The following is a 13977-nucleotide window of genomic DNA, read 5'->3' on the forward strand; positions in this document are numbered from 1 at the left end:
CCTAGGCAGGCTCCGCAAAAGTGTTCTACGGTTTTGCGACCAGAACCTGCACCAAAACAAAAATCTATCTCGGCTGCTTGCCCACGGCCAGCAGCAGCACGTTTTCCTGGCTGAACTGTTCCTTGTCGAGAATGCCTGAGATCTGGCCCTCATGCATGACAGCGATGCGGTCAGAGACGCCAATCACCTCCTCCATGTCGCTGGAGATCATCAGCACGGCGACACCGGCATCGGCCAGTGCGCGCATCAGCCCGTAGATCTCGGCCTTGGCGCCGATGTCGATGCCGCGGGTCGGCTCGTCGAGGATCATCACCTTGGGGTTCATCGCAAGCCACTTGGCCAGCACGACCTTTTGCTGGTTGCCGCCTGAGAGCGTGCCGGTGCGCGTCGCCACCGACGGTGCCTTGATGCCGAGATTGCGTTTCTGCTTCTCGGCGGTGACGGCTTCGGCGCCGGCAGAAACCAGGAACCGCCGGGCATGCGCCGGCAGATTGGGAAGCGAAATATTCTGGGCAATCGACAGATCGAGCAGGATGCCGGTCAACTTGCGGTCTTCCGGGACGAGGAAGATCCCGTTGGCCACAGCGTCGGCGGCCGAACCGAGAACCAGGTCTTTTCCATCAAGCTGGAGCGCGCCGCCAAGGCTCGTCTCAATGCCGAAAAACACGCGCGCCAGCTCGGTGCGGCCAGAGCCGACTAAGCCCGCCAGCCCTAGGATTTCGCCTTGCCTGACGCCGAGATCGACCGGCCGGTCTGGATAGGCGCTGGTGCGAATGGCCTTGGCCGACAGGGCGACAGTGCCGGGCGGGCGCGCCGATTCTGCGGCCTTCTCCCGCTGCTTCAGCATGCGGCCGATCATCAGCTTCACCATCTGGTCGTGGTTGACGGCGCTCTTCGGCAGCGTGCCGGCAAGCTTGCCGTCCCTCAGCACGACGACGCGATCGGCGACCCGCTCGACCTCGTGAAGACGGTGCGAGATGAAGATGACGCTGATCCCCTCAGCCTTCAGCGCTCTGATGACATCGAGCAGTTTGTCGGTTTCGGCAAGGGGCAGGCTCGATGTCGGTTCGTCGAGGATCACCAGCCTTGCCTCGATCGACAGCGCCTTGGCGATTTCGACCATCTGCTGCTGGGCAAGCGACAGCGTCGATACCGGCGTATCGGCCGAGAAATTGGCGCCCACGCGTTTGAGCAGCGGCGCCGCCAGCGTGCGCAGCCTGGCGCGGTCGACCAGCCTGAGCGGACCGGCGCGCAACGGCTCGCGGCCGAAAAAGATGTTGGCGGCAACGTCCAGGTTTTCGAACAGGTTGAGTTCCTGATGAACGAAGGCAATGCCGGAACCGATGCTGGCTTCGACGGTCAGCCTATCATGGGCGACGCCGTCGACAGTGATCGTGCCGGTGTCGGGGGTGGTCACGCCGCCGAGGATCTTCATCAGCGTCGACTTGCCGGCGCCGTTTTCGCCGACGAGGCCGATGACCTCGCCAGGCCTGACCTCCATCGAAAATCCATCCAGCGCGACCACGCCGGGATAGGTCTTGCGCACGCCCTCGAGACTGAGGAACGGGGCAGTCGTGGATACGCCGATGGATGCGTCGGAATAATTCATCACGCCTGACAGCAGCTGGTGGGCCGTTCTAGCCACATCTGCAGACTGACGACCCTCGCAGGGTTCGTCAATGCGAGCCGCCGACCCGAAGCGAACCTCGAGCCGGCGCAACTGCTTTCGTCCTAATTGCCGGACATTGCCTTCAGATTGGCGGCATAGGCGTCGACGTCGTCCTTGCCGATGATCTTGGTCGGGATGATGATCAGGCCGTTCTCCGGAATGCCCGATTTGTCGCCCTCGAGATAGGCGGCCATCAGCTTCATGCCCTGGTAGGCCCATTCGAAGGGCTGCTGCACCACGGTGGCGGCAACGGTGCCTTCCTTGACGCCGCCCAGCGTGATCGGATCATCGTCGAAGCCGACGACCGTGATCTGGCCGAGCTTGCCGGCGTCGCGCAGCGCTTCATAGATGCGCGGCGTGTTGTAGGAATAGAAGCCGACCATGCAGGTGACGTCGGGGCTGGCGACCAGCGCGTCCTCGACGTTCTTCTTGGCGCGGGCCTGGTCGATGTCGTCGCCACGCACGTCGATAAGCTCTATCTTGGTGCCGGCGAGCCCTTCCTTCATGCCCTCGATGCGCTCCTTGGCATTATCGGCGCCGAGCAAGCCGACGAAGCCGAGGCATTTGCCGCCGTCGGGCATCGCCTTCTTGGCGATCTCGGCCGCCTGTTTGCCGGCATCGATGTTGGATGAGCCAATATAGGCGATACGCTTGGTCTGCGGCGCGTCGCTGTCGGTGGTGAACAGCGCCGTCTCCGAGGCGATCTTGTTGAGCCCGTCGGTCGAGGTCTTGGGATCGACGGCCGATACCATGATGGCCTTGACGCCGGCCGTCACCAGATCGTCCATCAGCCGCTGCTGAATGGCAACCGACGACTGCTCCGGATATTTGAGCTCCAGATTGTAGCCGGGCAGTTCGGCCTGCGCCTTCTTGACACCGGCTTCGGCCGCCTTCCAGAAATCGGAGGCGCCGTTGACGACGAAGGCCAGCGTCGGTTTATCCTGGGCACGGGCAATTGCAGTGATGGACAGACCGAGCGCCAAGGCCGCGGCGGCGATGGACGCATTTCGTATCGCAGATTTCATGTTCAACCTCCCATTGATTCAGTCATTTTCGCTGATCTGAACTTGTCGAATGCGGCTTGGACGCCCCTCCTCAAGGGGTGATGGCAGCGAAAGAACGGCACCATTCCAGCCGCGATTTGAACTCTAGAGACTCATTGGCAGTTCGTAAATAGTCGGATTTGTCTGACATTTCAGTAATTGCGCGGCGTTGCTCTGCGCCTGAGTGCCACCGATACCGCGCAGCACGCTTGCTTGCCGCCATGGCCCGTTCGGTCCCGAGCCGGGCATGACAAATTGACATTAGAATGCTCACGCCTATTAGTAAATAGTATTAGTCTCTGGTTGGGAAACCTCTGGTGCCGCCGGCGAATGGCTGCCTGCCGTGTGAGAAGGGAGGCTCCGTTAAGCCGTCCAAAGGCCTTGGGATGGGCCCAATTCCGAGAAATCGATCTTTCAGAACCGCGTATTGCTCCCCCGCACTGCTAGCCATTCGGCTACCAGAATGATAATAATGATTAATCGAGTGCTCGTTTATAAACGCGAAACGTCGTCGGACGTCCTGCCGTCTTTATGAAGTCCAGGACGACCTCTGGTTAGGCAAGCCGGGAATTTGGAACACAATGCCATGAGCGAACCGACGGATCTGCGCGATCCTCCCCTTGAAGCCGCCCGGCGCCGAAAGCCATCGGCCAAGAACCCCAAGGGTCGCGTTACCATGACCGATATCGCCAGGGCCGCCGGCTGCTCGCAGGCAACGGTTTCGTTCGTCCTCAACAACACGCCGGGCATAAGGCTCTCGCAACAGACCCGCGAACGGGTGATCGGGGTCGCGCGGGGCCTCGGCTATGCGCCACCAGCCTTCTCTGCTCTTCGCAGCCCTATCGCCTCGTTCGAGGGGCTGGACGGGGTGATCGGCTTCGCGGTCGATCAACTGGCGACCAGTCCCGAAGCGGTCGTCGCCATCGAAGGAGCGCGCCAGGCCTCGTGGAATGCCGGCAATGTCGTGCTGGTCGCGCAGACTTTGGGTGATACCGTCATGGAGCCGCGCGCGATTGCGGCACTGACCAAGCGGGGTATTTCGGCGCTGATCTACATGACCATCTTTACGCGCGAGATCACCGCGCCCGACTATCTCTACGGCCTCGATATCCCGGTCATCCTGCTCAATTGCTATACCGCCGACTACGCCTTTCCCGCCGTGGTGCCGAGCGAAATCGCCGGCGGGCAGAGTTCCACCCGCCACTTGATCAGCCATGGCCACCGCCGCATCGGAACCATCACCGGCGAGCCATGGATGCAGGCGGCGCAGGATCGGCTGAAGGGCTACCGCCGGGCACTGGCGACGGCCGACATCCCGTTCGATATGAAGCTGGTGGTCGAGGGCGACTGGTCGGCGAGCGCCGGCTACGCCGCGACAGTCAAGCTTCTGGCACTCAAGGATCGGCCGACCGCAATCTTCTGCCAGAACGACCGCACCGCGATCGGCTGCTACGAAGCGTTGAAGGAAGCCGGCTTGCACATCCCTGGGGATATTTCGGTGATCGGCTATGACGACGAGGAAATCGCCCGGCATCTGTTCCCGCCTTTGACGACGTCGATCCTGCCGCATATGGCGATGGGGCAATGGGCGATCGAGCAATTGGAAGTCCCTGCACCGCCCGGCCGCGGCCGCTACCCCATTACCAAGCTTGAATGCCCGCTGGTCGAGCGGGAATCGGTCAGTGCTGTGGCGCCTGGGCGCACACACGGACTGACAGCCAGCTGAGCACCTCCAGTCTTCCGTCAACGCAAACGCCGTACTGATGCAGCTCCAAACTAGACAGGCGCCCCCGCAAAGGGCGATGGCCCCGACATTGTCGCCTGGCATGGTGGATCGGGATTCTTGTATCCCGAGTTCTGCGGATTGACATGAGGTTTGCTGCAGTCTGGTTGTGGCGAAATCCTGGATCCAAGGGTAAATCTGATCTGGTTCGCCGTTCCGCGCCGGCCTTCGAGCCCGATTTCCTCGCTGACCCGGATCGGCAACCCGCCAGGAGTTATACTGCCATGAAGCTCCAGCATCGCCATGGCCCGCCGCGCGATTTCGTCGGTTACGGCCGGCGGCCGCCGCAGATCATCTGGCCGGACGGACGTCTGGTCGCAGTCAATCTCGTGGTCTGCTACGAGGAAGGGTCGGAATATTCGCTGTTCGAGGGCGACGACCATAGCGATGGCTGGGGCGAATATCCGTTGTCGGCGCCGGCCGGCATCCGGGATCTCGGCACCGAAACGCATTTCGAGTATGGCAGCCGCGTCGGTATCTGGCGCATCGCCAGACTGCTCGAGCGACACGGCGTCCACGCCACGATCTCGAGCTGTGCCGAGGCGCTGCGGCGCAACCCGGAGGTGACGGCATGGCTGCGCCAATCGGGTCACGATCTGCTCGGCCATGGCCTGCGCTGGACCGAACAATGGACCCTGAGCCGTGACGAGGAGCGCGACCATCTGCAGCGTGCCGTCGCGCTGTTCATCGAGCTGCTCGGCGAGCGGCCGATCGGCTGGAACAGCCGTTCCTTTCCCAGCGTCAACACGCGCGACATCCTGATCGAGGAAGGCGGCTTCCTGTATGATTCAGATCCGTGCAACGACGACCTGCCCTATTTCGTGCCGGCACAGAACGGGCGCCTTCTGATCATTCCCTATTCCAAGACCTTGAACGACAGCCGCTATCTGGTAAGCCCCGGCTATGTGACGCCCAAGGACTTCGTCGACAACGTCGAGGCCTATCTGGACTTCCTGATCAGGGAAGCCAGGGAAGATGGCGGGCGCATGATGACGATAGCCGTCCATGCGCGATGGACCGGCCAGCCCAACCGGGCCGCGGCATTGGAAGGCATAATCGAGACGGTTCTGTCCAGGCCGGAGGCCGCCTTCATGCGCCGCAACGACATCGCCCGTTATTGGCTGTCGCTGTTTCCGGCCGAGGGCGAAGCGCCATGAGCCAACGTCCAACTCGCATGGAACGGCATCCTTAAGCATCGATACGGGAAGGAATTGCTCACCCCAACGGCATAACGCCTCTGCTCCCAGCATTGAGCGCCGCTCCGCTTTCTGTCAGCGAATAGACGACCTTGGTCGGCGATCCCGGATAGACTTCTCGGTTCACAAGCCCGTCAGCCTCCAGTTCGCGTAATTGCTGCGTCAGCATCTTTTCGCTGATCGCCGGAATGGACTGCCTCAATCGGCCGAACCTGCGAGACGCCGTTCCAAGCTCACAAAGAATATCCACTTTCCACTTCCCTTCGATCGCCTTGATCGCGGTTGCGAAGCCGCAATTGCCCGTCGGCTCATTCATGATATTCTCCTTACCGGTGGGTAACCACTTACCTCCAGGTGCGTATTGTGCGCGCCACTCACTCCAACATACCTCTGCCCGTGACGAAAATTGGCACCTATTGGTATGGAGTGTTGTAATGAAGCTTTCAATCAGCGTTGTGGGGACGGGTCGTATGGGATCGGCGCTCGCCCGCGCCCTGCTCCGGTTGGGATATCGAACGACGGTCTGGAACAGGACAAAACAAAAGGCCGAACCGCTGGCCGCGCTCGGCGCCACTGTCGCGGGGTCCGTCCTGGAAGCCGTCAATGCGGCTGAGATTATCATCGTGAATGTAAGCGACTACCAGGCAAGCGCAGTTCTGCGCGACGATGCTGTAGCTTCAGCCATTCGCGGCAAGTTGATCGTGGAACTCACTTCGGGAACGCCGCATGGCGCATGCGAAGCCGCTGAATGGTTTGCTGCGCACGGAGCCAGCTATCTCGATGGCGCGATCATGGCCACGCCGGATTTCATCGGGACAGATGCCGGGACGATACTGATCTCGGGGCCAAGGCAGGCTTTCGACGCGAACGAGGAGATGTTTCGTGCCTTGGGCGGCAAAGTCCAGCATATCGGGGAAGAGCCGGGACGTGCGAACGCACTTGATAGCGCGCTGCTTGCGCTCATGTGGGGCGCGCTGTTTGGAACGCTGCATGCGATCGCCGTGTGTCAGGCCGAAGAGATCGACCTCGGCGAGTTGGGACGGCAGTGGACCGCAATAGCGCCTGTTATTGACGGGCTTGTCGCCGACCTGATCAAGCGAACGGATGCTGGCCGGTTTGCGAGCGACGACGAGACGCTCTCGTCGATCTCCGCATTACGGCGCATTCCAGCATCTCCTGGAGCTGATGGAGGCGCGCAGGATCGACCGCTCTGTGGTGGACGGTTACGACGCGATCTTCCAACGGGCGATTGCAGCTGGCCACCTACATGATGATTTTGCAGCGTTATCGCAATTTCTGGGAAAATCCAGATGAGATCTCTCCGACCTGGATTGCGGGAAGGGTGACTGGCTGAGCGGATTTTCATTATGCAGTTTTCGGCCTTAGGCGCCTTGTCGTCAGCCCGCGGGCCTTTAACGATGAGCTGGTTGCGGCAACGAAGAAGGCGAGTGTGAGCCGAGTCAGACCCGTGATCTACAATGGGGAATAGAATGCCTTTGACGCTTCTCATCGATTCGTATTGTGCTGCTTGGTCCGATGGGAGCGCCGAGCGACGGCGGGCGTTGCTGTTACCGATCTGGAGCGATGGCGCGACATACACGGATCCTGCAGTCCATGCGACTGGCGCGGAAGAACTGCTCGCGCACATCGCAACAGTTCTGGCCAAGCATCCCGGTGCCCGCATCTTACGGACAAGTGACGTGGATGTTCATCATGGGATCGCACGCTTTGCGTGGAAGTTTGCGATGCCTGATGGATCGTCCTTCCCTGAGGGTTTGGACATAGCCTTCCTCGACGCTGGTCAGAAGCGGATAACACGTATCATCGGCTTTTTTGGGCCGTTGGTGAGATCCTCGGTGTCATAAGCCTTCGCCATCAAGCCGATCGACCGGCGCGTTCCAGCCCGTGCGCCACCAGGTGTCGGCCATGAGCGTCTCCAAAATGGTCTGGCTGGATTGTCGGAGGTGGGCACGTTAGGCCGCGTCCCGGCGCGCAGCCTGAACGTTCCCCGACAAAGCCAGGGAACTAGGCACATGAGCCCTGTTCAAGGCATCAAGCTACATCGAGAAAGGTGGTGTTCTGGAGCGGCCGCCTCTTTTGTGCTCCTCGTCGAAAAGGAAGCGCATCGGCCAACACTTGACCTTTGAGTCCGTGAAAGGTGCGCTTCAATTCGCAATGCAAGTGCTGTAGTTAGACAAAGAGTGCGGCCTGCCGCTTACTGAGGCAAAGAAGGCGAAAGCGTATCAATCGCAGTGTATGAGAGCCATACCGATGAGATGAGACGAAGCGGCCGAAGACGGGCTAGGCCCGGCGTTCTGCTCAGCGTGAGCGCTGGTCTGCGGCTGCTCGCGTCGTTGCTCTTTTTGGTCTGGACCATTCCTGCGGCAACAGCCGACCAGGTCGGACATGATGTAGCTAAAGAGCAAATGAGGCTCGCTGCGTCCAAACCGGTCGCGACCATCCTTGTCCGCGACATTGCGCGCCGTGTTGCAGCTGAGACTTCCCGTTTCAAGACGGGAACGCCTGCCATTGCGGGAAACGGCAAGCCCTTTTGCATTATCCCGGATTTGCGCCTGCCGTTCGAAACCGCGTCAGCCGCACCGATTGGTATCGGGTCTGAGGACCGGGCGAAACTGTCGCCGATCCGCGCCTTTGATGCGCGCGCGCCTCCGTTCCTCCCGGCATGATCCTGGCCGCGCGACCGCGGCCGCCGACTCCCAAAACTTTCACATCGCGTTCCCGGGCTCTCGTCGAGTTGCTCGCCGATCGGAACGCCAAAGCTCTTGTCGGAGGCGGTTTCCGCCCGATATGGGCTGAACGGACAAGAACATGCTGCATTTTTCGCGCTGGAAGACCATTCTCATCTGGCTGACGGTCCTGGCCGGTATCCTGTACGCAGCTCCAAACCTGGTTCCCGCCTCCACCCTGGCATCGCTGCCGAATTGGCTGCCAAAGCGGCAGCTGACGCTGGGCCTCGACCTGCAGGGCGGCTCGCACATCCTGCTCCAGATCGATCGGCAGGACCTCGCCAACGAACGCCTCGAAGCGGCACGCGACGAGGTCCGCACATCGCTGCGCGATGCCCAGATCGGCTATACCGGGCTTACCGGCACCGCCAATTCCATCCAGGTCCGCATTCGCGACCAAGGCCAGATCGAAGCTGCGAAGGCCGCGCTCGAAAGATTGACGCAGCCGATCTCGACCGGCCTTTTCATGAGCGGCTCGGTGACCGAGATGGAGATGGCCGAGCCGGAACCGGGCCTGCTGCGCTTTACGCTGACCGAAGCCGGGGTCGACTACCGGATCGCCGCGGCGCTGACACAATCGATCGAGGTGGTGGGTCGGCGCGTCAACGAGCTCGGCACAACCGAGCCGATCATCCAGCGCCAGGGATCGGACCGCATCATGGTCCAGGTGCCGGGCCTGCAGGATCCGCAGCGGCTGAAGGATATCCTCGGACAGACGGCGAAGCTGACCTTCCAGATGGTGGACCAGTCGATTCCGGTCGAGGAGGCGATCTCCGCCCGCCCGCCGGCGGGCTCGACGGTGTTGTATTCGACGGACGAGCCGCGGGTTCCGCATCTGATCGAGAACCGGATCATCGTCTCCGGCGAAAACCTCGTCGACGCGCAGGCAACCTTCGACCAGCGCACCAACGAGCCGGTGGTCTCGTTTCGCTTCGACAGTCGCGGCGCCACCCGCTTCGGTCAGGCTACTCAGGCCAATGTCGGGCGCCTGTTCGCCATCATCCTCGACAACGAGGTGATCTCCGCGCCTCAGATCCGCGAACCAATCCTGGGCGGCACTGGGCAGATATCCGGCAGTTTCACGGTGGAGAGCGCGAACGACCTTGCGGTCCTGCTGCGCGCCGGCGCACTGCCTGCCGACCTCACCATCGTCGAGGAACGCACCGTCGGTCCGAGCCTTGGCAGCGATTCGATCGAGGCGGGCCAGTTCGCGTCGATCATCGCCTTGTTCCTCGTCGTCGGCTTCATGCTGTTCGCCTATGGGCGACTGGGACTGATCGCGAATATCGCGCTCCTGGCCAACGTCGCACTGATCATCGCCGTCCTGTCCGTGCTCGGGGCAACGCTGACGCTGCCTGGCATCGCCGGCATCGTGCTGACCATGGGCATGGCGGTCGATTCCAACGTCATCATCTTCGAGCGCGTCCGCGAAGAGAACCGCCAAGGGCGCTCGATCGTGCAGTCGATGGATTCCGGGTTCAGACAGGCGCTGGCGACCGTCGTCGACGCCAATGTGACGACACTGATTGCGGCCGTCATCCTGTTCTTCCTTGGCTCGGGGCCGATCAAGGGGTTCGCCGTCACCCTCGCCATCGGCATCGTCACCACCGTGTTCACGGCCTTCACGCTGACGCGCTGGCTGGTCGCGTTCTGGCTGCGCCGGCAGCGGCCGAAAACGATGCCCAACGGTGTCATGCGGCTGGTGCCCGACGACACGCGCGTGCCGTTCATGGCGTTCCGAAAATACGCCTTCACGCTGTCCTTGCTGTTGTCGATCGCTTCGGCCGTGCTGTTCTTCACGGTCGGCATGAACTACGGCATCGACTTCCGCGGCGGTTCGAGCATCGAGGTGCAGGCGAAGGGCCAGCAGGCCGACATCGGCGACATCCGTCAGCGGCTGACGGGCCTCGAAATGGGTGAGGTGCAGGTGCAGGAGTTCGGCTCGACCCGCGACGTGCTGATCCGCATCGGCACCCAGGGAGGCGGTGATATTGCCGAACAGTCCGCGGTTGCGAAAGTGAGAAGCGCGCTCGAAACCGAGTACGAGTTCCGCCGCATCGAGGTTGTCGGTCCGACGGTGTCCTCCGAACTCGCGTTCAACGGCACAATGGGCGTGCTCGCCTCACTGCTGGCGATGCTCGTCTACATCTGGATCAGGTTCGAGTGGCAGTTCGGGCTCGGCGCCATCATTTCGACGTTCCACGACGTGATCCTGATGATCGGCTTCTATGTCGTCGCCGGCATAGAGTTCAATTTGACCTCGATAGCCGCGATCCTGACCATTGTCGGCTACTCCATCAACGATACGGTTGTTGTCTATGACCGGGTCCGCGAGAACCTGCGCCGCTATAAAAGGATGCCGATTGCCGAGCTGCTCGACCTGTCGATGAACCAGACGCTGGCGCGAACGGTCCTGACCGGCGTGACCACGCTGTTTGCGCTGGCGGCGCTTTCGATCTGGGGCGGCGAGGTCATCCAGTCCTTCACGATCGCGATGATCTTCGGCATCCTCGCCGGGACCTATTCCTCCATCTTCGTCGCCGGGCCGCTGCTGATTCTGTTCAAGCTCCGGCCGGGCGCCCTCAGTCCAGAGGCCGCGGCGGCGAAAGAGCCGCCGGCGCAGCAAGCCTTATAACCCAACGATCGACACCATCTTTTTGGCTCGCTGCAGCACTTTGATCTGGCTAGACCGTCTCTCGCATCACGACTGCGACGACTACCCCTGAGAGAAACGTCAGCGTGGCGATCGATGTGATCGCCGATGACAGCCCGAAGCTGTCGGCGATGAGGCCGGCGCAGAGCGCACCGATCGCGTAGCCGAGATCCCGCCAGAACCGGTAGACGCTGAGCGAGCGGGCGCGCCAGGTCGGATGCGAGGCATCGGAGACGGCTGCGATCAAGCTCGGGTAGACCATCGCTGTGCCGAGGCCGAGCAGAAGGCTGCCGACGATCCACCACTCGAACTCACGCGTCGCCGCGGTGAGAAACAGACCGGCGGCCTGAACCCACATGCCGGCGACGATCAGGCCTTTGCGCCCCCAACGATCGCTCAAGGGGCCCGTGACGATCTGCAGGACACCCCATGTCGCGGGATAGATCGCCTTGAGGATGCCGATGCGCTCGACGCCGAGGCCGAAGGAAGCGAAGAACAAAGGGAAGACGCCCCAGCTCATGCCGTCGTTGAGATTGTTGACCAGGCCGGCCTGGGAGGCGGCGAACAGGTTGCGATCCCCGAAGGAAGTAAGCGCGAAGACCTGCCTAAAGCTGATCGGCGCGGCCTGCTGCGCCTGGGATGAAGCCTCCAGCCGAACATGGTCCCGCGTGTCGCGCACGAGCAGGATCGACAGTGCGGCACCGATGGCCGCATAGCCGATGCCGAGATAGATCGGCACTGGCCGAAGTCCGTATTGCGCGGCCAGATAGCCGGTCAGCAACGCCGTCACCCCGACGGCGAGATAGCCGGCGAACTCGTTGAGGCCGACGGCAAGGCCGCGCGATTTCGGCCCGACGAGATCGACTTTCATGATCACGGTCATCGACCAGGCGAGCCCCTGGTTGATGCCGAGCAATGCGTTGGCCGCAATCACCCATTCCCAGGTCGGCGCCCAGATGATCATGAACGGCACCGGCAGGCCGACCAGCCATCCCAAAACGAGTACGCGCTTGCGGCCCCACGCGTCGGCAAGCTGGCCCGAGACCAGATTGGCGAGAGCCTTGATCACGCCGAAGCTGACGATGAATGAGACGATGAGCGTCGTCGATGTGACGTGGAACTCCTCCGAACCGATCAGCGGCACCACCGTCCGTTCTATCCCGACCATGCCGCCGACAAAGGCGTTGATCACGACGAGCAGCGCGAATTGCGGCCAGTTCTCCTTGAGGCCGAGCCTGACGGATGAACCCGTCTTGCCTGGAACCGATGCCGCTTCCTCCATGGGTCAGGCCGCCGCCGCAGCCAAGCCGGAATTGGCGGCCCGGAGTGCCGCGGCCTTGGGCGGTACCGGCGGAATCTCGGCGAGCATGAAGCGGATGAACGCGCCCTCGTCCTCGATCAGGAGGGCCTCGTTATGGCAACCGAACAGGTACGAGACGCCGGCTGGATCGGTGTGAAGAAACTGGCGGAGGATCATGGTCTTGCGCGCCTCGCTAGGAAGGGCTAGAACCTCAATCATTCCGCTGAATGTTTCATTGAGGAGAAGCGGTGTCAAGCACCGGACCGAAACAGGCGATCTACGCAAGCCTTGCCGAAGTGGCTCAGGCGCTCGGCCATCCGCATCGGCTCGAGCTGCTGGAGCATCTGGCGCAAGGGGTGCGCAGCGTCGAGGACCTCGCCGCGCGAGCCCATCTGAGTTTCGCCAATACGTCGCGCCATCTGCAGATCCTGCGGCGGGCGCGGCTCGTCGAGACGCAGCGCCGCGGCAAGCACGTGCTCTATAGCCTCGCCGGCGATGCCGAGGTGGTGGCGCTGATCAAGGCGCTCGGCCGCGTCGGCGAGCGAAACGTGGCCGAAATCGGCCGCGTCATGGCCGAATACTTCCGGGCTCGCGATGCGATGGAACCGGTGTCGCGAGACGACCTCGTCTCGAGGCTGCATGACGGCATGGTCACGGTTCTCGACGTGCGGCCCGAGGATGAATTTGGGGTTGGGCATCTTCCAGGCGCCCTCAACATCCCGCTGGCCGAGCTGGAGCGTCGCTTGGGCGAGTTACCGGCGGATCGGGAGGTGATCGCCTATTGCCGCGGCCCTTATTGCGTTCTGTCGTTCGAAGCGGTCGCCGCCTTGCGGGAGCGGGGCTACCTCGTCCGTCGGCTCGAGGACGGCTATCCCGAATGGAAGGCCGCCGGCCTACCGGTCGAAACGGCAGCCTGAAACAGAACGCGCGGAGCTGTCAGAGCGTCGTTGGTCTGGCGTGGACTTTCAGCGGCGAGTCAGCGGGCCAGCGCGGCCGCCTGCTCCAGGCTGATACCCCGGGCGAGCGGGTCAGCGTGCCGGTGCGCGAGCCGCCATTCGGATCCTTCGCGGCGATAGACCAAGGTGACGCGCAGCGGCCAGTCCTGGGCCGGCAGACCGCCGACTTCGCCGCGGCCGCGCTCGATGAGCGCGAGAACCACCATGTCGGCCGCGGCATAGGGTTGGACCAGCTCTTGTTCCAGCGTGCCGTTCTTGAAGAAACGCCCCATTGCCTCCCACCGTTCGCTTGTCATCTCCACGCCGCGTGTCGGCTTTCCGCCGAAAGGCGACATAAGCGTGAAGTCATCGGTGAGCGCAATCAACGCACGGTATCGGGCGATGTCGCCGCGCATCAGCGCCGCGTTGGCTTCGGCGGTCTGCCTGATGAGCGTCGCAATCTCCTCGTCGGCGATGGAGACCTGATGGGCAACGGCAGAGACGCTCGTAGCTTTCGTGATCCCAAGCGACGCGAGACCGGCGCCCGCTGCAGCGAGTGCTGAACATCGTGAAACTGGCATGAGAATTTCTCCTATGTTTGTACCAATCCGCAGGCTCAGCCCGCTGGCATCGGTCGAGCCGATGCGATCT

General features: G+C 62.2%; 12 protein-coding genes. 6 read left to right on the forward strand and 6 right to left on the reverse strand.

From position 1 onward, the window contains the following. Positions 1 to 64: 64 nt before the first annotated feature. Entirely contained in the window at positions 65 to 1609 is a 1545-nt protein-coding gene (locus CIT31_RS03670; protein WP_095517476.1) for a sugar ABC transporter ATP-binding protein, read from the reverse strand. Between the two features lie 122 nt (positions 1610 to 1731). Beyond that, positions 1732 to 2694, reverse strand: a complete 963-nt coding sequence (locus tag CIT31_RS03675; protein WP_029347363.1) for a sugar-binding protein — start codon at positions 2692 to 2694, stop codon at positions 1732 to 1734. A gap of 604 nt (positions 2695 to 3298) precedes the next feature. Between CIT31_RS03675 and CIT31_RS03680 the strand changes: the two genes are divergently transcribed. Both CIT31_RS03680 and CIT31_RS03685 read left to right on the forward strand, forming a co-directional pair. Continuing rightward, positions 3299 to 4438: a LacI family DNA-binding transcriptional regulator gene (locus tag CIT31_RS03680; protein ID WP_165778337.1), complete on the forward strand. Its 1140-nt coding sequence runs from the start codon at positions 3299 to 3301 to the stop codon at positions 4436 to 4438. Between the two features lie 281 nt (positions 4439 to 4719). After that, positions 4720 to 5652, forward strand: coding sequence for a polysaccharide deacetylase family protein (locus CIT31_RS03685; RefSeq protein WP_095517477.1), 933 nt, complete (start codon positions 4720 to 4722; stop codon positions 5650 to 5652). A 58-nt stretch (positions 5653 to 5710) separates the two neighbouring features. Here CIT31_RS03685 and CIT31_RS35675 read toward each other — a convergent pair whose 3' ends face one another. Then, a complete protein-coding gene (locus tag CIT31_RS35675; protein ID WP_095517478.1) occupies positions 5711 to 6007 on the reverse strand; it encodes a winged helix-turn-helix transcriptional regulator in 297 nt (98 codons plus the stop codon). Here CIT31_RS35675 and CIT31_RS03695 point away from each other — a divergent pair. The 3 genes from CIT31_RS03695 to secDF all read left to right on the forward strand — a co-directional run bounded on the left by CIT31_RS03695 (position 6006) and on the right by secDF (position 11073). Beyond that, complete coding sequence (locus tag CIT31_RS03695; protein ID WP_245316099.1) at positions 6006 to 6962, forward strand: NAD(P)-dependent oxidoreductase; 957 nt, start codon at positions 6006 to 6008, stop codon at positions 6960 to 6962. The genes CIT31_RS35675 and CIT31_RS03695 overlap by 2 nt on opposite strands. Positions 6963 to 8015: 1053 nt before the next feature. Next, positions 8016 to 8378, forward strand: a complete 363-nt coding sequence (locus CIT31_RS03705) for a hypothetical protein (RefSeq protein WP_036266914.1) — start codon at positions 8016 to 8018, stop codon at positions 8376 to 8378. Positions 8379 to 8520: 142 nt separating this feature from the next. Next, positions 8521 to 11073 (forward strand): protein translocase subunit SecDF, encoded by a 2553-nt coding sequence (gene secDF / locus CIT31_RS03710; RefSeq protein WP_095517480.1) that lies wholly within the window; start codon positions 8521 to 8523, stop codon positions 11071 to 11073. Between the two features lie 49 nt (positions 11074 to 11122). Here the strand turns inward: secDF and CIT31_RS03715 are convergent, their stop codons facing one another. Both CIT31_RS03715 and CIT31_RS03720 read right to left on the reverse strand, forming a co-directional pair. Then, complete coding sequence (locus CIT31_RS03715) at positions 11123 to 12373, reverse strand: MFS transporter (RefSeq protein ID WP_095517481.1); 1251 nt, start codon at positions 12371 to 12373, stop codon at positions 11123 to 11125. Positions 12374 to 12376: 3 nt separating this feature from the next. After that, complete coding sequence (locus tag CIT31_RS03720; protein WP_206073324.1) at positions 12377 to 12568, reverse strand: hypothetical protein; 192 nt, start codon at positions 12566 to 12568, stop codon at positions 12377 to 12379. A gap of 71 nt (positions 12569 to 12639) precedes the next feature. Here CIT31_RS03720 and CIT31_RS03725 point away from each other — a divergent pair, with 71 nt between their 5' ends. Next, complete coding sequence (locus CIT31_RS03725; RefSeq protein WP_095517482.1) at positions 12640 to 13308, forward strand: ArsR/SmtB family transcription factor; 669 nt, start codon at positions 12640 to 12642, stop codon at positions 13306 to 13308. Between the two features lie 59 nt (positions 13309 to 13367). Here CIT31_RS03725 and CIT31_RS03730 read toward each other — a convergent pair whose 3' ends face one another. Continuing rightward, positions 13368 to 13907: a YybH family protein gene (locus CIT31_RS03730; protein WP_095517483.1), complete on the reverse strand. Its 540-nt coding sequence runs from the start codon at positions 13905 to 13907 to the stop codon at positions 13368 to 13370. Positions 13908 to 13977: the final 70 nt, after the last annotated feature.

The organism is Mesorhizobium wenxiniae (assembly GCF_002284535.1).
In the GTDB taxonomy this organism is placed as follows: domain Bacteria; phylum Pseudomonadota; class Alphaproteobacteria; order Rhizobiales; family Rhizobiaceae; genus Mesorhizobium; species Mesorhizobium wenxiniae.